17 protein-coding genes are annotated in these 18,401 nt (G+C 68.7%); 5 read left to right on the forward strand and 12 right to left on the reverse strand.

What is annotated here, in order from left to right:
* The 9 genes from AC4HOU_RS24275 to AC4HOU_RS24315 form a co-directional block, all read right to left on the reverse strand.
* Positions 1 to 1,095 carry an MCE family protein gene (locus AC4HOU_RS24275; RefSeq protein WP_195021459.1) on the reverse strand — a complete coding sequence of 365 codons (1,095 nt, stop codon included), beginning with the start codon at positions 1,093 to 1,095 and terminating at the stop codon, positions 1 to 3.
* Positions 1,092 to 2,174, reverse strand: coding sequence for an MCE family protein (locus tag AC4HOU_RS24280; RefSeq protein WP_194989545.1), 1,083 nt, complete (start codon positions 2,172 to 2,174; stop codon positions 1,092 to 1,094). Before AC4HOU_RS24280 ends, AC4HOU_RS24275 begins: the two co-directional genes overlap by 4 nt.
* A complete protein-coding gene (locus AC4HOU_RS24285; protein ID WP_163815892.1) occupies positions 2,174 to 3,196 on the reverse strand; it encodes an MCE family protein in 1,023 nt (340 codons plus the stop codon). Before AC4HOU_RS24285 ends, AC4HOU_RS24280 begins: the two co-directional genes overlap by 1 nt.
* Positions 3,197 to 3,316: 120 nt before the next feature.
* On the reverse strand, positions 3,317 to 4,945 hold the full coding sequence (locus AC4HOU_RS24290; RefSeq protein ID WP_195021458.1) for an MlaD family protein: 1,629 nt from the start codon (positions 4,943 to 4,945) through the stop codon (positions 3,317 to 3,319).
* Between the two features lie 9 nt (positions 4,946 to 4,954).
* Positions 4,955 to 5,815 carry an ABC transporter permease gene (locus AC4HOU_RS24295; RefSeq protein ID WP_163815887.1) on the reverse strand — a complete coding sequence of 287 codons (861 nt, stop codon included), beginning with the start codon at positions 5,813 to 5,815 and terminating at the stop codon, positions 4,955 to 4,957.
* Position 5,816: 1 nt separating this feature from the next.
* Complete coding sequence (locus tag AC4HOU_RS24300) at positions 5,817 to 6,671, reverse strand: MlaE family ABC transporter permease (RefSeq protein WP_194989547.1); 855 nt, start codon at positions 6,669 to 6,671, stop codon at positions 5,817 to 5,819.
* 226 nt (positions 6,672 to 6,897) lie between these two features.
* Positions 6,898 to 7,689, reverse strand: a complete 792-nt coding sequence (locus AC4HOU_RS24305; protein WP_195021457.1) for a hypothetical protein — start codon at positions 7,687 to 7,689, stop codon at positions 6,898 to 6,900.
* Between the two features lie 59 nt (positions 7,690 to 7,748).
* Positions 7,749 to 8,483, reverse strand: coding sequence for a VIT1/CCC1 transporter family protein (locus AC4HOU_RS24310; protein ID WP_163815881.1), 735 nt, complete (start codon positions 8,481 to 8,483; stop codon positions 7,749 to 7,751).
* A 9-nt stretch (positions 8,484 to 8,492) separates the two neighbouring features.
* Entirely contained in the window at positions 8,493 to 9,539 is a 1,047-nt protein-coding gene (locus AC4HOU_RS24315; protein WP_195021456.1) for an AraC family transcriptional regulator, read from the reverse strand.
* A gap of 70 nt (positions 9,540 to 9,609) precedes the next feature.
* Here AC4HOU_RS24315 and AC4HOU_RS24320 point away from each other — a divergent pair, with 70 nt between their 5' ends.
* From AC4HOU_RS24320 to AC4HOU_RS24330, 3 genes are all read left to right on the forward strand, one after another.
* Positions 9,610 to 11,121 (forward strand): flavin-containing monooxygenase, encoded by a 1,512-nt coding sequence (locus tag AC4HOU_RS24320; protein ID WP_195021455.1) that lies wholly within the window; start codon positions 9,610 to 9,612, stop codon positions 11,119 to 11,121.
* Between the two features lie 212 nt (positions 11,122 to 11,333).
* Positions 11,334 to 12,143 (forward strand): SAM-dependent methyltransferase, encoded by an 810-nt coding sequence (locus AC4HOU_RS24325; RefSeq protein ID WP_163815874.1) that lies wholly within the window; start codon positions 11,334 to 11,336, stop codon positions 12,141 to 12,143.
* A gap of 36 nt (positions 12,144 to 12,179) precedes the next feature.
* A complete protein-coding gene (locus AC4HOU_RS24330) occupies positions 12,180 to 13,448 on the forward strand; it encodes a diguanylate cyclase domain-containing protein (protein WP_195021453.1) in 1,269 nt (422 codons plus the stop codon).
* 13 nt (positions 13,449 to 13,461) lie between these two features.
* On the opposite strand, the gene AC4HOU_RS24335 is transcribed toward AC4HOU_RS24330, so the two are convergent.
* The gene (locus AC4HOU_RS24335) at positions 13,462 to 14,163 is read right to left on the reverse strand and encodes a metal-dependent hydrolase (RefSeq protein WP_490725335.1); all 702 of its coding nucleotides are present in this window, start codon (positions 14,161 to 14,163) and stop codon (positions 13,462 to 13,464) included.
* Between the two features lie 543 nt (positions 14,164 to 14,706).
* Between AC4HOU_RS24335 and AC4HOU_RS24340 the strand changes: the two genes are divergently transcribed.
* Positions 14,707 to 15,510, forward strand: coding sequence for an SDR family oxidoreductase (locus AC4HOU_RS24340; RefSeq protein WP_163815868.1), 804 nt, complete (start codon positions 14,707 to 14,709; stop codon positions 15,508 to 15,510).
* Between the two features lie 46 nt (positions 15,511 to 15,556).
* On the opposite strand, the gene AC4HOU_RS24345 is transcribed toward AC4HOU_RS24340, so the two are convergent.
* Positions 15,557 to 16,753, reverse strand: a complete 1,197-nt coding sequence (locus tag AC4HOU_RS24345; RefSeq protein ID WP_490725336.1) for an MFS transporter — start codon at positions 16,751 to 16,753, stop codon at positions 15,557 to 15,559.
* Between the two features lie 264 nt (positions 16,754 to 17,017).
* Entirely contained in the window at positions 17,018 to 17,494 is a 477-nt protein-coding gene (locus tag AC4HOU_RS24350; RefSeq protein WP_163815866.1) for an RrF2 family transcriptional regulator, read from the reverse strand.
* Positions 17,495 to 17,553: 59 nt separating this feature from the next.
* On the opposite strand from AC4HOU_RS24350, the gene AC4HOU_RS24355 reads away from it, so the two are divergent.
* Positions 17,554 to 18,393, forward strand: a complete 840-nt coding sequence (locus AC4HOU_RS24355) for a DUF72 domain-containing protein (RefSeq protein WP_490725337.1) — start codon at positions 17,554 to 17,556, stop codon at positions 18,391 to 18,393.
* Positions 18,394 to 18,401 lie beyond the last annotated feature (8 nt).

Genomic DNA, 18,401 nt, shown 5'->3' on the forward strand with positions numbered 1-18,401 from the left:
TCATGCCGTCAGCCCCAGCACGGCGGCGGTCAGTCCGAAGTCGGGTCCGAAGTCCGCGAGCCGCCCCGTGCGGCACCCGTCCGACCGCAGTTGCACCCGCTCGCAGAACAGCGCCAGGGTCTCGTTGTCCAGCAGGGATTTATCGGTGAGCAGATGTAGTCGCAGGGCCCGATGCTCCGGGCTCATGGCGGCCGCGAAGTTCTGGAAGAACAGCGGGCCCACATCCACGATCTCGGTCAACCCGCGGGCGTGGGCGCGCATCTGCGCGGTGATGGTGGTGAGCCGGTTCAGTGCCGCCGTCAGCGGTGCGCGATTCTCCGCGACGACGGCACTCGTATTGGTGACGAAGTCGTTGAGCTGGGTGAGCACCGCCTGCAAGCCGGGCGCTTGATCGCTCAGCAACGTCACCAGTTCGGTGAGCCGTGCACTGAAATCACGGACGGTCCGATCGTTCTCGGCGACGACCTGGGTGATGTCGTTGAGTTTCACGATGGTGTTGGAGATCTGGTCCTTATTGGCCAGCGTCACCTCGAACGCCGACGACAGCGCGTCCAGGGTTTCGCGGATCTTGTCGCCATTGCCGTCCAGCATCGGGAACAGCACCCGGCTCGCCATCGGGCCCTCGGTGGAACTGCCCTTCAACGCGTTGCCGAGCTGTTCGAAGGTGCGCAGGATGCGGTCGAGCTCGACCGGAGTCCTGGTGCGGGCCAGGGGAATATGGGCACCATCGGCCAGCATCGCGCCGTCCTCGGTGGTGGCGGGGGTGAGTTCGATATGCCGATTGGTGATCAGCTGCGGCGAGATGAGCGCCGCCTTGGTGTCGGCGGGTAGCCTGACATCCTCGATGGTCATGCGCACTTCCACGAACGCGCCCTTGGCCTCGATCGCGTCCACCCGGCCGATCGGCAGCCCGAGCACCGACACCTCGTTACCGGCGTACAGTCCGGCGACGTTCTCGAAATCCGCGCTGATCCGCAGCAGATTTCCGCGCAGGCGATCCGGCAGCGAGGTCAGGCTGTGCGGTAGCGCCGAACAGCCGGCCGCGAACACCGCGACCAGGGCGAGCACGGCGAAACGAACAACGTTGCCGATCATCGGCACTCCTCCACGGCGTGCGCCAGGCACAGCCAGTTGTCGGGGAAAACCCACGGCAGATAGACCTCGCCGTAGGGGCCGTTGCCGAAGGCATTGTTGAACTGCCGCAACGCCACCGGCATCACCTGATAGAGGGCGTCGAGATTGTCGCGGTTCTTCTGCAAGCCCTCGGACATGGTGTTCAGGTTCTGGATGAGCGGACCCAACTGGCCGTTGTTCTGCACACCCATGGTCTGCAATGTCTTCGATACCGCTCCGATATCGTCGAGCAGGTTTCGAATCAAATCCTGTCTGCGGGCCACCGCATCGCCGATGGCCTGCCCGTGGGTGAGCAGCATGAGCACGCCGTTCTGGTTGTCGGCCACCAGCTGCGCGACGGCATCCATGTTCTTCAGCAGACTGTCCACCTCGGCACGGCGATCGCCGATGACCCCGGCCAGCACGCCGACGCTGTCGAGCGCCTGCGAGGTCAGCTCGGGCGAATCACCCATCTGCTGGTGCACCGCCTCGAGCGCGGCCCGTAGCTTGTCCGGGTCGAGGCGCTCGATGTGCTCGAAGGAGTTCTGATAGACCGGATCGTCGATGACCTTGGACAGGTTGTACGGAACGGTGGTGCGTTCGAGCGGGATGAGCTCGCCGGGCAGATCGCTGCCGGTGCCGGGATTCAGCTCGACGTGCATTTTGCCGAGGATCGTCGACATCTCGATCGCCGCACCGGCGTCCGCGCCGAGGGTGAGATCGTCGCGGATGGACAACTCGACCACGATCCGGTCCCGCCGCAGCTGTGCCGCCCGTACCGTCCCCACCTCGATACCGGCGACGTCCACGCTGTCACCCGGACGCAGGCCCGCGGCCTGCGCGAACTCCGCCCGCACCGTCCGGTGGCCGATTCCCGCCCGGGTGAGCAGACCGGATCCGGCCAGCAGTGCCAGCACCACCGCACCGGCCGTCAGCCCCAGCCACCAGTGCCGATTCTGCGAATAGCTGGGGATGGCCGCCCACATCTCGGGCATCGTGGGCAGCCCGAACCGCACCAGAATGCGGTTGATCAATCGGAACCGTGCGAGGAACCTCCGCATCACCGGCACACCTCCGAATGTGAGTTCCCGCCGACCTGCGAGAACAGCCCCTGTGGGAACAGCACGCCCCAGAGCGACACATCGAGTCCGCAGACATAGGAATTGATGTAGGTGCCGTTGCCGCTGATCCGGGCCAGCCCGGCCAGCACATCCGGCAGCTCGACGGCCGCGCGGTCGAGCCGGGCTCCATTGGACAGCAGCAGATTCACCCCGGCGGTGGCATCCAGCTGCGCCTGCGCCATCCCCGGCGCCACCTGTCCGATCAGCTCGGTGAGCGTGTCCGTCGAATCCGCGACCTGGGTGACCGCGCCCTTCAATGTCTCGCCCTGCTCATACAAGCCGGTGACCAGCGCACGCGATTGGGTGATGAGGGTTTCCAATTCCTGGCTGCGGTTCGCCAGCCCCGCGATGACGCCGCTGAGGTTGGTGATCACCGCGCCGAGAATCTCGTCGCGCTCACGGAACGTACCCGCCAGACTCGCCGCCCGGGTGATCAGCGCCGATAGTGACACCCCATCGCCCTGTAAGGCCTGCACCATCGTCTCCGACAGCGAATTCACCTCATCCGGCTGCAACATGCTGAACAGCGGCTCGAACCCGGCCAGCAGCGTGGAGACATCGAAGGAGGATTCGGTGCGCTCCAACGGAATCGACGCGCCCGCCGTCAGCCGCCGGCCCGCACCCTCGCCCGGCGCCAGCGCGATATAGCGCTGTCCGATCAGATTCTGATACCTGATCAGGGCCTTGGTGGTGGTGTAGAGCTGCTGGCGCGACTGCACCGAGAACTCCACGCGGGCCTTACGCTGCGGATCGAGTTCGATCGCATCGACACGGCCCACCCGCACCCCGGCCATCCGCACGTCGTCACCGACCCGCAGGCCGAGCACATCGGTGAATGTGGCGGAGTAGCCGGTGGTGTCGCCCGGCACCGAGCGTTGCAGGGTCGACCAGATCGTGTACGTGGCGCCGAGAGCGAGCGCCACGAAGATGGCGAGCCCGGCTATTGCGCTGCGGGAATTCATCGTCGGTCCCCCTGGTCGGTTGGTGGTGGTTCGCAGGCGAATCCGGCGCCTGCCGGGGCGCGCCTGAATCGCGGGGTGAAACGTGGGACGCCGTGGTGCGGCGGGGAAATACGGTGCACGTCAACGGCCCCCGTCCTGCGCGCCCGTGGTGTCGCGGACGGTGAGGGAACCGCCCGCGAGGACCGGGCCGAGCAGCAGCAGCTGCGCGGCGTTGGGTTCACCGCCGACGAGGGCGGCGACGGCGGCGCGCCCACGGAGCGGCCTGGCGGACGCCGACTGCCCGGCTTCGGCGGCTCCGGCGCCGGCCCGTCGGGGTCCGGGTACGGCTGTCCGATCCGGGTGGGCGGCGGGGGAGCTGTCGGGCGATGAACTACCTGGAGGTCCCGATCGCGGTGTTCCTGGCCCAGCGGGTGCCGGAGGCGCAGACTCTGGCGAAGTTGCGGGAGCCGGCGGAATCGGTCCGCCGGGGACGAGGAAGGGCAGCGGGGGTAAACCCGGGATGAGCGGGAATCCGGGCAGGCCCGGCGCCAGCGGCGTCGCGGGCACTCCGGAAGTACCGGGCGCCCCCGGGGCTCCCGGAGCACCGGGCAGCCCGAACGCTCCGGGAACGACCGGTGCGGGCCCGGCCGAATCCAGATGACGCGGGATCAGTGTCGGTGGGAACCGCTGTGCCGGTGCGGTGTTCGGCACCGAACCATCGGAGCAGCGCGGACCTGCCACATCCCCGTATCGCGGACAGTCCTGCGCCGTGTACTGCTGGAACGGTGTGAAGGTGACGTCGATGGCCCAGCTCATCTGCTTGCTCGGACCCCAGTTGAATACCGTGGCGAGCTCGCCGAGCGCGGCGTTGAGGTTGGCGACCGACACCGGGAGGGCGTCGGGGTCGGCGGCGAGGGCGCCGAAGGTCTCGTCGAGGCCGGCGACCAATTCCTTTCCGGCGTCCGGGTTGCGGGCGAACAGCGCGTTGGTGGCGTCGATGGTGCTGCTCGCACCGGTGAGCAGGGCGAGGACGCCGGCGCGGCGTTCGGTGATGGTGCGCGCCGAGGTCACCGACGCGGCCAGTACGTCGATCAGCTCGGGGGCCGACGCGCTGATGGCTGTTGTCGCCGCGCCCAGATCGCCGAGCAGGTCGCCGATTTCGGGGATCGCGCGGACCTGCGTGGTCCAGGTGTCCAGGCGTTCGATGGTCGAGCCCGGCACCCGGGCGGCGGGATCGAGGGCATCGGCCAGGGTGCCGAGCACCCGGCCGAGCTTCTCCGGCTGGATATGGTCGAGCACGGTTCGCAGGGTGGTGAGGGTGGTCTGTAGTTCGGTGGTCGCCCGGCTGGTGTCCTGTTCGATGGTCATGCCCGCGCGTAGCCCGCGTGCGGCAGGCCCGTTGTCGACGAGTTCGACGGCCGTGACGCCGAAGATATTGGCCGGCACCACCCGCGCGGTGACAGTGCCGGGAATGTCGCCGGCAGCCTCGGGCAACAGATCGATCTCGACCCGCTGCCGCTCACCCTTCGCGACGATGTCGACGCCCGCGACGGAACCGACGAGCATCCCGCGAAACTTCACGTCCGCGCGCTCGGGCAGCCCGTCGCCGCTGCTGGTCAGCATCGCGACGACGGCCACCCGATCGTCGAACGCGCCGGTATAGCGCAGACCCAGCAGCGCGACCACCGCGGCGATCACGGCCAGCATGGCCGTTCCCGCCAGGCCCAACGTGCGGTGTGACGGCCCGCGCCCACTCGGATCGATGATCATCGCCCGCCCCTATCCGGAGATCCGCAGACCCGGGTCGATACCCCAGATCGCCAGTGTGAGCAGCAGATTCGCGAAGACGACCACGATGATGGTGGCCTTGATCGCCTTACCGGCCGCCACGCCGACGCCCTCTGGTCCACCCGAGGCGACGAACCCGTAGTAGCACTGGATGAACGTCGCCAGCAGCACGAAGACCACGACCTTGAGCACCGAGTACGCGATGTCCACCGGGTTGAGGAACTGATGGAAGTAGTGGTCGAAGGTGCCGAGGGTGGTGCCGCCGAGGAACAGGATCGACAGTTCGGTGGTGAGGTAGGCGATCGCCAAGCCGATGCTGTAGAGCGGCACGATCGCCACCATCGCCGCCAGCATCCGGGTGCTGATCAGATACGGCAGCGGCCGGATCGCGATGGATTCCAGGGCGTCGACCTCCTCCGAGATCCGCATCGAGCCGAGCTGCGCGGTGAACCGGCAGCCGGCCTGCGCGGCGAAGGCCAACGTCGCCAGCAGCGGAGCCAGCTCCCGTGTGGTGGCGAACCCGGAGACCGCGCCGGTCAACGGGGCCATGGTGAGCAGCTCGAGTGCGGTGTGCGATTCCATGCCGACGGTGATGCCGCCGAAGCCGCACAGGATCAGCACAACGCCCGCCGTGCCGCCGCCGACGACGAGCGATCCGTTTCCCCAGGTCACATCGGTGATCAGGCGCAGAAGTTCCTTGCGGTAGTGGCGCAGCACGAACGGCATGGCGGCCATCGACTGCACCAGGACCAGACCGATATGCCCGAGCCGGACACTGGCCCGTGCCGGTCCGGCGACAGCGACAGCGAGTGCCCGGGCGGGGCGCAGCAACGGCGGTGTGTAGGAGCTCATCTCAGAGCACCTTCGCCGGGAACAGCGTGTTGTAGATCTGGGTGATGACGATATTGGTGGCGAACAGCACGATCGCCGAGGTGACCACCGCGGAGTTGACCGCGTTCGCCACCCCGGCCGGACCGCCCTTGGCATTGAGCCCGGTATCGCAGGCGATGACGGCGGTGAGCGCCCCGAAGATCGCCGCCTTCACGATCGCGACGACGAGGTCGGCGGCCACCGCGAACGAGGCGAAGGTGCTGACGTAGGAACCGGGCGTCCCGGACTGGATGTAGACGTTGAACGCGTAGCCGGTGGCGAAGCCGACGAAGACGACGAACCCGCACAGCAGCATGCTGATCAGCACCGCCGCCAGCAGCCGCGGCGCCACCAACCGGCGAACCGGGTCGACCCCCATCACCCGCATCGCATCGATTTCCTCGCGAATGGTGCGTGAACCCAGATCCGCGCACATCGCCGAGCCGACCGCACCCGCGATCATCAGCGACGCCACCAGCGGCGCCCCCTGCCGAATGATGCCGAGACCATTGACCGCCCCGATGAAGGTGGTCGCGCCGACCTGGCTGACCAGCGAGCCGACCTGAATCGACACCACCACCGCGATGGGAATCGCGATGAGCAGCGTCGGCGCCGCCGACACGTTGGCCATGAAGGCGGCCTGCTGTACGAATTCCCGCCCTGGAAAGCGCCGTCGCGCAAGCGAAGTGAACAGTTCGGCGAAGGCCCGGCCGGTCATGGTGACCTGTCGCCCGGCCGTCTCCACCGAACGCTGCGGATGGTCGCGCCAGTAATCGAGCCCGAACCTGATTACTCGTTCCCGGTCCGTCGGATCGGCAAGTTCCCCGGTACTGATCATGCAGCCGCCTTTGGCTAGGTAGAGCGCCTCGACCCCCGTGCCCCGCCACCATTCCTACGGTGGCGAAGCGAATTGTCTGAGACAGTAGCAAGCGCACGTGTTGACCGCTACCTTTTCGCGAGACTTTCCGGCATGTGCGGGAATGAGCCGGGCGACGGCATTCGGCCCAGACCCGAATAGCGGTCCGGCAAGACCTGCGGCGTCGATCGAGTCGACGATCCGACCGTCAGTCGTCGAACGTCGGGATCTCGATATCGAGGACGGACCGGGTCAATTCATCCAACTGATGCATGGCCGCGCCGGCATCGAGTGCCTCCAGGTCGTCGACCTCGGCGCGCAGCACGTCGAGCTCGGCCAGCAGGGCGGCGGCATCGTCGGTGACGGGCATCTGGTCGTTCGATGGCTCGCAGGGCTGCCAGGAGATGGCTTCCTGCCACCAGCCGTCCCGGCGGGCCCACGACCAGGTGACCTTGCGCGCGAGCGGCGCGTCGTCGGTGAGCAGGCGGAAGTGCAGACCGCCGGTGCGGTGGGTCAGTTCGAGGATGCCGTCGGGCAACTGTCTGATACGGAGCTGGACATCGTGGTTGTGGGCCAGCGTCAGCGCTGGATCGTCCAGGCTGCGGCGCTCCGGGATCAGCAGGTCCACCAGCGGTTCTGTCACAGTCGGGAACGCATGCGGTCCGGCTTTGACGGGCACCCGCGCCGCCGCGCGCGGATGGTGCAGGCGCCGGGCATCGACCTCGAAGACGGCCAGGTCACGGGTGGCGGTCAGGCGCAGCGCGGCGCACAGATCGGTGAGCAGATCGCCGGATCCGGCACGCAGCAGCAGCCCACGCCCGTCGGGCGGTTGCACGATCGTCAGTGGCGCCGGCCGACGCCGCAGCTGCGCGGCCACGATGCCGACCACCGGCAACGGTGCGGTGGATTCCGGCCGGTCCAGGATCGCCCGGTACTGCCCGAAAGCCTGTTCCGGCGAATCCGTTCCGGCGGCGGGCAATACGGCGAACACTGAACTCACCCGCCAAGTACAGCACCAACCGCCCCGGCATGCCCGGGCACTGCGCCGAAATCGACCCCTCAGATGCCGGAGACGTCCGCGAGCTGGCCGACTCCGTAGGTGATCGCCATGGCCAAGGCCCCACCGAGCACCACCCGCAGCACCGCCCGGCCGCGGTGGCTGCCACCGAGCCGGGCGCTGATCGACCCGGTGAGGGCGAGCGCGACGAGCACCGCCGCGAACGTCACCGGGATGCGAAGATGCGTGGGCGGCAACAGTATTGCCAGCAGTGGCAGTAGCGCGCCGACGGTGAAGGCGACGGCCGAGGAGAACGCCGCATGCCACGGGTTGGTGAGTTCTTCGGGGTTCAAACCCAATTCGGCTTCGGCGTGCGCGGTGAAGGCATCGTGTGCGGTGAGTTCCTCGGCGACTCGGCGGGCGGTCTCCGGTGACAATCCCTTGGCCCGGTAGATCGCGGTCAACTCGGCGAGCTCGGATTCCGGTTCCTCGCGCAACTCCCGGCGCTCCTTGGCCAGTAGCGCCTTCTCGGAATCGCGTTGGGTGCTCACCGAGACGTACTCGCCGACCGCCATCGAAATCGCTCCCGCACTCAATCCGGCGATGCCAGCGGTGAAAATGGTGCTGGTGGCGGTGTTCGCGGCGGCAACACCGACCACGAGCCCGGCCGTCGAGACGATGCCGTCGTTCGCGCCGAGCACGCCGGCGCGCAACCAGTTCAACCGCGTCGCCAAGGTCGCGGTGTGCGGTTCACCGCGGTGCTGCGCCGCGCCGTCGATCTCGCTCGATGGGTCCATAGCCGCAGCCTATGCCCGGGCGGCCGGCGCCGGGGCGCCCTGTTCACGGGCCAGGCCGGGATCGTTGCGGATCGCCGTCGGCGGCCTGCCCCACCAGCGGCGGCAGCAGCGGGTGAGCGTGGCCTGTTCGGTGAGGCCGACGAGGGAGGCGATCTGACTCATGGAGATATCGGTGGTGGTGAGGTAGCGGCGGGTTTCGCTGCGGCGCACATCGTCGAGCACGGCGGCGAAGGTGGTGCCCTCGGCACTGAGCCTGCGTTGCAGAGTGCGCGGATGCATCGTCAGCAGCCCGGCCACCACGGCGATTTCCGGTGGTGTGGTGCCGAGCAGCTGTTTGACGGCGGCGCGCACCGTCGGCACCACCGAGCTGCCGGTGGCGGCGTTCTGCTGGGCCAGGAACTCCATGGCCAGCCGGTGCAGGTTCTCGTCACCACCGCTGAGCTGGCGTGCGGCAAGGCTGCTCGGCACGCGCAGCAGCGCATCGCGGCGCCCGGCCCGCACCGGCGCGCCGAAGAAGGCCTCGTACACCGACAGCGGTGCGGGTGGCCGATACGGCAATTCCACCGAGCGCAGGCCGTAGCGATCGCCGGTCAACCGCTGGATCGTGCGGTGCATGAAGGCGAGACCGAGATCGGTGCCCTGAACCGGTGTCGCCGTGGCGGCTCGCACGCCATAGCGCAACGCCATCACGCCGCGTTCGCCGTACGGGTCGGGGTCGAGCGACAGGCTCAGCGAGCGTGCGTGCACGAACAGGTACCGGGAACCGCATTCGAGGACGTCGGCCAGGGTGGGCGAACTGCGGATGGCCAGCGCCAGCGGACCGAGCATGGCCAGATCCTGGCGCGCCGACATGCGCAAGCCCAGGTCGGGGCAGTCCAGCCGGTGCGCGGCCAGTTCCAGCACCGCCGCCACCGCCTGATCGGAGACCAGTAGGTCGTCGGTGTCCAGGGCGGCGACCGGCAGCCCGCACGCGGTGGCCAGCTCCTCGGCGTCGCCGCCGAGCTCGGCGACCGTGGCCCGGAAGCCGCGCAGACCGGCGGAACGAATCACCGACATGTCGCCCAGAATCAAATACTTGTCGCGTGAAGTCAAGTGGAGCGGACCCGAGCCCCGCACACTGGAGTCCATGACCGAGACCGTTGTTGCTCCGGAACACCTGGATGTGGTGATCGTCGGCGCCGGCCTGTCCGGCATCGGCGCCGCCTACCGGTTGCAGACCGAATGCCCCGGCAAGTCCTACGCCGTGCTCGAGTCCCGCGACGCCATGGGCGGCACCTGGGACCTGTTCCGTTACCCGGGTATCCGCTCCGACTCGGACATGTTCACGCTCGGCTATCCGTTCAAGCCATGGCGCGATGCCAAGTCCATCGCCGACGGGCCCTCGATCCTGCGCTACATCACCGAGACCGCCGCCGAGAACGGCATCGACCGCAATATCCGCTACCGGACCAAGGTCGTCGGCGCCGAATGGTCCAGCGATATCGCGCGCTGGACCCTCACCCTGGAACAGCGCGACGAGCACGGCGCGGTCGAACAGCGCGAGCTGACCTGCGAATTCCTCTACGCCTGCGCCGGCTACTACAACTACGACCAGCCCCACGCGCCGGAATTGCCCGGCATCGAGAGTTTCGCCGGCACCGTGGTGCATCCGCAGTTCTGGCCGGAGGAACTGGATTACACGGGCAAGCGGGTGGTCGTCATCGGCAGCGGCGCCACCGCCGTCACGCTGGTGCCGTCGATGGCCGAGCAGGCCGAACTGGTCACCATGCTGCAACGCTCACCCACCTGGATCAGCCCGGTGCCCGGCCGCGACAAGGTGGCCGACCGGATCAGGGCCACGCTGCCGCCGAATCTCGCGCATCGGCTCATCCGGACCAAGAACATCCTGTTCAACGTCGGTTTCTATCAGTACTGCCGTCGGCGTCCGGAGGCCGCGCGCAAGCTGCTCACCGGCCTGACCGCTCGGATTCTGAAGGACGAGCAGGCCGTCGCCGAACACTTCACGCCGAGCTACGACCCGTGGGATCAGCGGCTGTGTGCGGCGCCGGACGCCGATTTCTTCAAGGCCATCCGCAAGGGTAAGGCCGAGGTCGTCACCGACCGGATCGACACCTTCGTCCCGGAGGGGATCCGGCTGACGTCCGGGCGCGTACTGCCCGCGGACGTGGTGATCACCGCGACCGGCCTGCAACTGCTGGCCTTCGGCGGCATCACACCCGTGGTGGACGGACGCCGGGTGCAACTGTCGCAGCAGTTCGTATGGCAGGGCGCGATGCTCACCGGCGTACCGAATTTCGCCGTCTGCATCGGCTACACCAACGCCTCCTGGACCCTGCGCGCCGACCTGACCTCGCGGCTGATCTGCAAGGTCATCAATTACATGGACCGCAATGGTTACGCGGCCGTGGTGCCGCGCCCGGATGGCCGGCTCGACGAGCGTCCGCTGCTGGATCTGGCCTCGGGCTACATCCAGCGCTCCATCGGCGAGTTCCCGCGCCAGGGCGATCGGCATCCGTGGAAGGTGCGGCAGAACTATCTGCTCGACTCCGCCACCACGATGCGCACCGACCTCGGCAAGACGCTCGCGCCGACGCCGCGTTCGGCGGTGCGGACCCCGGTCGACGTCCCGGCCCGCTGACCCGGGCGCTGCCGCGACACGCCCGCCGGCATGAAAAGTCAACCAGCGCACAATGATTGAATCCGAAACGACCTCGGCCTCGCGGCCCGGTCCGCGGAGGGTTGTCGGTGGGGCGGGCTATCATGCGCTTGGTTCGTTCGGGTGAACGGGCACACAGGTCGTGCCGCGCTCGGCGCGGGGCGAGCCGCGATCGTCGAGGCAGAGGGGTATCGATGGACAGGCCGGCGTGGGCGCCCGAGGGCGTGGATATGCAGCAGGCGAGCCCGGCACGGATGTACGACGCCCTACTCGGCGGCTCGCACAACTTCGAGGTCGACCGGCGCGCGGCGGAGATGGGCACCAAGCTGGTGCCCGACCTACCACGGTTGGCCTTGAGCAACCGGGCCTTCCTGCGCCGGGCCGTGCGCTATCTGGTGCAGGCCGGAGTCACGCAATTCCTCGATATCGGCTCCGGCATCCCGACGGCCGGCAATGTGCACGAGATCGCCACGGAGCTCGACCCGAGCAGCCGGGTGCTCTACGTCGATATCGACCCGGTCGCCGTGGCTCACTCCCGGGCCATCCTCGGCGATGCCGAGCAGGCGGCGGCCATCGAAGGTGATCTGCGCAAGCCCGCCGATCTGCTGGCGGCGGTCCACGACACCGGGCTCATCGATGTCGACCGCCCGGTTGCGGTCCTGCTGGTGGCGGTGTTGCACCTGGTCGCCGATGCCGACGACCCGGCGGGCAAGGTCGCCGAACTCCGCGCCGCCGTCCCGGCCGGCAGCTACGTCGCGATCTCGCATCTGACCTCGGCGCTGCGCCCCGACGACGCCGCCCAGCTCGGCGCCTCGGCCGCCAACGACAACCGGGTGGGCATCCACTTCCGCTCCCGCGACGCCATCGAGGCTATGTTCGAAGGATGGGACCTGGTCGAGCCGGGTGTGGTGGAGCTGCCTGCCTGGCGGCCCGAATCCGAGCGCGATCAGCACGAAGCACCCGGCCGCTCGCTCGGCTTGGCGGGGCTCGCGCGCAAGGCCTGAACCAGGGCGGCAGGGGATGTGGCAGGGGGTGTGAGCGTGGGTGCCGGTGAGCTCGCGGTGGTGTGGGCCGATGCGCTCGACGGTGCGGTGGCGCCGGCGCTCACCCGCGACCGGATCGAGGAATTGCTGGCCGAGCTGGCCGGGCAACTCGTCGCGGCGCTGCGGGCGCAGACCGAACCGCACGCGGTGCGGGAGACGGCAGCGGCCCTCGTCGCCGCGAACTATCGCGACCCGCAGGTGGTGGGGCGAACCATCCCGGTGATCTTCGGTGCGATGGCCGAGCACGTCGGCCGAGCCGATGGCGCTGCGGAAGCGGTGCGTGAACGTGCCGTGCTGGTCGCGGCCGAATTCGCCACCGGATTCACCGCCGCCTTGCGCTCGGTGGCGCTGACCGAGCAGGAAGCCACGCTGGCCGCGGCGCTCGGGGCGGCGCGCACGGCCGAATCCCGGCGCGAGTTGTCGGAGGCCCGCTTCGCCGCGGTGTTCGCCGGTGCGTCGGTCGGCATCGGCACCGTCGACGTCAATGGGCGAGTCCTCGATGTGAACGCGGCACTGGCCGAGATGCTCGGCCTGTCGGCGGAATCCATGCCGGGGCGTCCGGTGGCCGAGCTGGTGGGCGAGGCGAATATCGGGCAGGCCTACGCCCAGATGAAACAACTGCTCGAGGGCACCATCGACCGGTTCCGGCTGGAAACCGATCACCTGCGCAGCGATGGCACCATCGCGTGCCTCGATCTGTCGATGTCCGCGGTGCGCGACCATACCGGCCGGGTGCGGTTCCTGATCGGCGTCGCGGTCGACGTCACCGATCGTAAAATGCTGGCCGACCAGCTCTGGTACGACGCCAACCACGACGGTCTCACCGGACTGCCCAATCGCGGTCTGTTCTTCGACCGGCTCGCCTGCGCCACCCCACCCGTCGGCGTCTGCTATCTGGATCTGGACGGGTTCAAGGAAGTCAACGATGAGTGGGGGCACACCATCGGCGACAAGGTGCTGCGCGTGGTCGGCGAACGTCTCCAGGAGGGGGTGGCCGCGGTCGGTGGGCTCGCGGCGCGCATCGGCGGCGACGAATTCATAGTCATGGTCGAACAGTGCACCGGCGAAGACCAGCTCACCGCGTTGCGTACGGACCTGCTCGCCGCGCTGACGCGCCCGATGATGATCGGGCACCGGCCCATCACTATCGGCGCCAGCATCGGCACCGTGTACCTCGAGGAACCGCCCGCGGCCGTGGACGAAACCATGCACGCGGCCGATACCGCGATGTACCGGAACAAGCCGTCACGATCGCGGGCACAGTAGTCGTCGCGCGCGGTTACGGCACGGTGTGCAGGTAGAGCAGGGCGACGGTGGCCAGCGTCATCGCCGGCGTCAGCAGCCAGGTCTCGATCTTGTTGCCGGTGCGCGAGATCAGCGGGACGCCGATGCGCGTGCCCACCGGCCACAACAGCGGACAGCCCTTATCGGTGAGGCAGTCGCCGATGATGTGGATCAGCACACCGAGCCCGATGGCGAACGGTAACCAGGGCGGCACGTCGGGCAGCCAGCGCGCCATGAGCAGCGTGCCGCCGCCGGCCAGGAGAACGCACGGGCCATAGGCCTTCAGCGAATCACCGGACGGGCACAGATGCAGGGCGCGCGCGCCGAGCGCCAGCATGAAGAAGATCAGCCCGAAGGTGAAGTACTTGCCCCACACATGCTGCCCTGCCCAGGTGGCCCAGCCCGCCAGTAGCACGAACAGCAGACTGTGCGTGCCATGCCGATGCCCGCCGGACACCGCGGAAACCCCTTGGGACACCAGGTGACTCACCGGACCGAGCGAATGCGAGATGGTGCCCTTCGGATGGTCGATATCGGGCAGCAGCGCCGCGCCCGCGGTGATGATGGTGCCGAGCACCAGCTCCATCGCGCTCACCCGCACCGGGCCCTGCACCAATTCCAGGACGGCGACCGGCGCCATGGTCGCCGTGGCCGCGAAGGCCAGCGCCCCGCTGGTGGCATGCGAGTGCCCGAGCATGCTGTGCTGTTCCCCCCAACCGGTGGACCGTCATGTGCCCGAACAACTTAGCAACACGCACCGACAAGTCGGTTTCCGCGCGACTACCTGCGGATCCTTGCCCGAGCGGGAAGGCATTCGATGTGTGCCATCGCGGGAAACGCCCGGCCGCACCGAACTCGCCGTCATGACGGTGCGGGCGAATCCGGAACTGTCCGAAGCCGATACCGAGGCGCACCGTTGCCGTCATGATGGGGCAGTCGGTCGCCGGTGCGATCCGAGAGCAGGGGGAGATGGGGATGGAAGAACGACGTCCATGGCTCACGCCGATTCCGCGGTACGAGCCGCCGGCCTACCCGTATGTGGCTGATCGGTTACGCCCCATGGCGCGCCGTGGCTCCGATCCAACCGTGCCGAGCGCGCGGACCACGGCACCGGGTGCGCGGTCGAGCGGCGATCACGGCCGCGCTTTCGCGGCTCGGCCATATCCGATACATTCCTGTATCGAACGATGCGTAGGCGCGAGATCGTCGGTGCCACCGGCGGTCGAGGATCGGGGCGAGCATGACGAAAACCGCGGTGGTGACCGGCGCGTCGTCGGGTATCGGGCGCGCGACCGCGCGACTGCTGGCCGAGCGCGGCTATCGGGTGATCGGCACCAGCCGCAACCCCGACACGATCGCCGAACATGATCGGATCGCGGGCGTGGAGTACCGCGCGCTCGACCTGACCGATCCCGCGTCGATCGAGGCGTTCGGCGCCGGCCTCGGCCCCGTCGACGTGCTGGTGAACAATGCGGGGGAGAGCCAATCCGGGCCGATCGAAGAGCTGCCCCTGGACGCGATCGAGCGGGTCTTCCAGGTCAATGTCTTCGGTCAGGTCCGGCTGGCGCAGCTGGTGTTGCCCGGTATGCGGGCGCGCGGTTACGGGCGCATCATCATGGTCGGCTCGATGCTGGCGAGTTTCCCGCTGGCCTACCGGTCCTCGTATGTGGCGGCCAAGGCGGCGCTCAAGGGTTTCGCCGACGCGGCCCGGTTGGAGACCTCGCCGTTCGGGGTGTGGATCAGCACGGTCGAGCCCGGCTCGATCAGCACCGGCATCGGCGAGCGCCGCACCAAATACATCGGCGAGGATTCGCCCTACCTGGCCGATTTCCACACCATGATCGACCGGCTCGACCGCAACGAACGTGCCGGCATTCCACCCGAACAGGTCGCGGCCCTGATCTTGCGCGCCATCGAAGCGGGCACACCGAAGCCGTTGTACGCCACCGGGAGCCGAGCGCCGCTGGTCTTCCTGTTGCGCAGACTGCTTCCCGGGACGGTGATCGAGAAGGTCGTGGCCCGCTCACACGGCTTACGCCGCTGATGTTTCGGTTGGTGCGTGACGGTCCACGTTCACCACGTACCGGCTCTTACCGGCGATTCCGAGGAGCACCGCTGACCAGCAGAAAAATCAACGCCGACACGGCAATCGACGCGCCGAGACCGAAGATGAGGCCGCGTTGCGCCGTCACCGCCGCGCCGCCGAGCACGGTGCCGAGACCGATCCCGGTATAGATCGCCGAGGCGTTCAGCGACACCACCAGCGGCGCTTCCGCGGGAGCCGCGTCGATCAGGCGATGTTGCTGGGCGGGCGTCTGGCACCAGGTGCCCGCGCCCCACACCAGCACCAGCAGTCCGACCAGTGCGGGCACACGCAGATCGGACATCGCGACCCACATCAGCGCCGCCAGGGCGAGGGCCATGCTCGTGTACCCGATCGCCAGCACCCGAGTCGCGCCCCAGCGATCGGTCGCGTAGCCCGAAGCCAGATTGCCCGCCACCGCACCTGCGCCGTACAGGAACAGCATCAGCGCATGGCCCGAGATACCGACGCTCGCCAGCGCGGGCACGGTGTACGCGTAGGCCACGTAACCGGCCGCCATTCCGATCACCGTCAATGGCAGGATCGCCGCGACCGCCGGTTTCGCCAGCACCGCCAGCCGCGCCCGCACCGGAACCCGCGGATTCCCCGGCAGCGGTGGGAGCAGCCGCAACAGGCAGAGCGCCACCAGCGCACACAGCGCCGCGACGATCCCCAGCGCGGCCCGCCAATCGAGCCACTGCACCGCCACATTGCCCAGCGGCACACCGAGGGCAGTGGCGACCGTCAACCCACCGACGACGATGGCCAGTGCCCGCGCCCGCAGTCGCGGCGACACCAGCGCCGCACTCACCGCGCCCGCATTCGGGGTGTAGACCGCGGCCCCGAGCGCCGCGAGCACCCGGGCGCCCAGTAGGAACGTGATCCCCGGCGCCATCGCCGAGCCGAGATTGGCCACCGCGAGCACGATCAGCGCCGCCACCAGTAGCGCCCTGCGCGGAATCCGCGCGGTCAGTGTCGCCAGCAGCGGCGCGGTCAGCGCGTACGCGACCGCGAACACCGTGATCGACAGCCCCGCCGTCGCCGTGGACACCGCGAGGGATGCGGCCATATCCGGCAGAAACCCGGCCACCACGAACGCATCGGTACCGACGGCGAAGGTCCCGAGCCCGAGCATCCACACCGCCCCGAGCCCACCCGAGCTGCGTTCGCTCGTGCCGGTTTCGCTCGTATCGCGTCCGCTCATGCTGCGCTCGTCGCCGAGCTCATGCGGGCCGGGGCCACCCGCGTCGGTCCCGCTAGCGACGGCACCACCCGCCCCGGTCCCACCCGCGCCGGCATCACTCGCGCCGGTCCGGCTCGCGCCCGGCCAACTCGCGACGGATCCGTTCGAGCCGAGTCTGCCCGGGGCGCTACCGGGAACAGCATCCGTGCTTCCACGGTGCGTTATCGGGATATCTGACATCCCCATTCTCCTCACGTGTGCACCCGCCGACTGGGCGGCTGCGTGCTAGTTCATCTGCGCATATGTGCGCCGGGTCCATTCGGCGGTGCTCGCGGGCGTCTGTGCCATCAGATCGGCGATGGTCGTCGCGGCGAGTTCGCGCCGCCAGGCCAGTTCGGCCCTGCGCATGGCGGTGGCAACGCCGCAGGGGCGGGCGAAACGCGACGCGGGTGCCGTGCTGCCCGCGCCGTCGCGGCGGATCTCGGTGCACCGGAAGGCCTCATCCGGCCCTTCGATCGCGCTCACCACATCCATCAGGGTGATCCGCTCGGGGCGGCGCGCGAGTTCGAAACCGCCGCGCGCGCCGGGGATCGATGTCAGGATCTGTGCGCGCACCAGATCCTGGAGCCGCTTCTTCAGGTACTGCTGCGGCAGGTCGAACCATTGCGCGAGCCGGGTGGTGGGGATCGGTCCCTGATCCTCGAGCCACGCAATGGTGAGGCAGCAGTGGATGCCCCATTCGACGCCCTCGCCCATCCGCATGAAGGGGATACTACATGTACCGATTAAGTCCTGTCGGGCGGGTGCGCTAGCGTCGGGGCATGCGGCTTCATGTGGGATGTGCGATGTGGCAGCATCCGCACTGGCAGCAGCGGCAGCTGCCCGCCGGGCAGCGGTTGGAGTGGTACGCGGCCCGGTGCAACGCGGTCGAGGGCAACACCACCTTCTACGCCACCCCGTCACCGCAGACCGTGCGGACCTGGGCCGCGCAGACCGCGCCGGATTTCCGTTTCGTCGCCAAGTTGCCGCGCACCATCACCCACGACCGCAGGCTCAACGGCGCCGACGCCGAACTGCGCGCCTTCCTCGACGCGATCGAACCGCTCGGCCCGCGCACGCATGCCCTGTGGGTCCAACTGCCCGGCTCCTTCGGCCCCACCGACCTCGGCGTGCTCGCCGGTTTCCTGCGCGGACTGCCCGGCGGCTATCGCGTCGCGGTGGAGGTCCGCCACAGCGCGTTTTTCACCGACGAGGGCACCGCGCGGCAGTTGGAACGCGTGCTGGCACGGGTCGACGCGGAGTGGATACCGTTCGACACCACAACGCTGTTCGCCGCTCCCGCGGCCAGCGACGGTGAACGCGAGGCCTGGGGGAAGAAGCCGCGCCTGCCGCGCCGAATGCGGGCCCTGACCGAGTTCCCGATCGTGCGCTATCACGGTCGCGACGCGACCGAGCCCACCGTGGCGGGCTGGCAGCCGTGGGTCGCGACGGTCGCGCAATGGCTACGGGAAGGCCGCTCGCCCACGGTGTTCCTGCACACCCCCGACAATGCCGCCGCACCGGAGCTGGCCCGCCGCTTCCACGACGAAGTGCGCGCCCAGGTGCCGCGACTGGAGCCGCCGCCGGAGCCGGCCTCGGCCGAGCCGATGACCTTGTTCTGACCGTCGGC

The organism is Nocardia sp. JCM 38205 (genome assembly GCF_058222935.1).

Excerpts from the sequence above, each read along its gene's own strand:
- AC4HOU_RS24335 (WP_490725335.1), bottom strand. The coding sequence starts at position 14,163 with ATGCTCGGGCACTCGCATGCCACCAGCGGGGCGCTGGCCTTCGCGGCC.
- AC4HOU_RS24275 (WP_195021459.1), bottom strand. The coding sequence starts at position 1,095 with ATGATCGGCAACGTTGTTCGTTTCGCCGTGCTCGCCCTGGTCGCGGTG.
- AC4HOU_RS24325 (WP_163815874.1), top strand. The coding sequence starts at position 11,334 with ATGGACAGGCCGGCGTGGGCGCCCGAGGGCGTGGATATGCAGCAGGCG.
- AC4HOU_RS24340 (WP_163815868.1), top strand. The coding sequence starts at position 14,707 with ATGACGAAAACCGCGGTGGTGACCGGCGCGTCGTCGGGTATCGGGCGC.
- AC4HOU_RS24345 (WP_490725336.1), bottom strand. The coding sequence starts at position 16,753 with ATGAGCGGACGCGATACGAGCGAAACCGGCACGAGCGAACGCAGCTCG.
- AC4HOU_RS24290 (WP_195021458.1), bottom strand. The coding sequence starts at position 4,945 with ATGATCATCGATCCGAGTGGGCGCGGGCCGTCACACCGCACGTTGGGC.
- AC4HOU_RS24310 (WP_163815881.1), bottom strand. The coding sequence starts at position 8,483 with ATGGACCCATCGAGCGAGATCGACGGCGCGGCGCAGCACCGCGGTGAA.
- AC4HOU_RS24285 (WP_163815892.1), bottom strand. The coding sequence starts at position 3,196 with ATGAATTCCCGCAGCGCAATAGCCGGGCTCGCCATCTTCGTGGCGCTC.
- AC4HOU_RS24355 (WP_490725337.1), top strand. The coding sequence starts at position 17,554 with ATGCGGCTTCATGTGGGATGTGCGATGTGGCAGCATCCGCACTGGCAG.
- AC4HOU_RS24280 (WP_194989545.1), bottom strand. The coding sequence starts at position 2,174 with ATGCGGAGGTTCCTCGCACGGTTCCGATTGATCAACCGCATTCTGGTG.
- AC4HOU_RS24295 (WP_163815887.1), bottom strand. The coding sequence starts at position 5,815 with ATGAGCTCCTACACACCGCCGTTGCTGCGCCCCGCCCGGGCACTCGCT.
- AC4HOU_RS24350 (WP_163815866.1), bottom strand. The coding sequence starts at position 17,494 with ATGCGGATGGGCGAGGGCGTCGAATGGGGCATCCACTGCTGCCTCACC.
- AC4HOU_RS24320 (WP_195021455.1), top strand. The coding sequence starts at position 9,610 with ATGACCGAGACCGTTGTTGCTCCGGAACACCTGGATGTGGTGATCGTC.
- AC4HOU_RS24315 (WP_195021456.1), bottom strand. The coding sequence starts at position 9,539 with ATGTCGGTGATTCGTTCCGCCGGTCTGCGCGGCTTCCGGGCCACGGTC.
- AC4HOU_RS24300 (WP_194989547.1), bottom strand. The coding sequence starts at position 6,671 with ATGATCAGTACCGGGGAACTTGCCGATCCGACGGACCGGGAACGAGTA.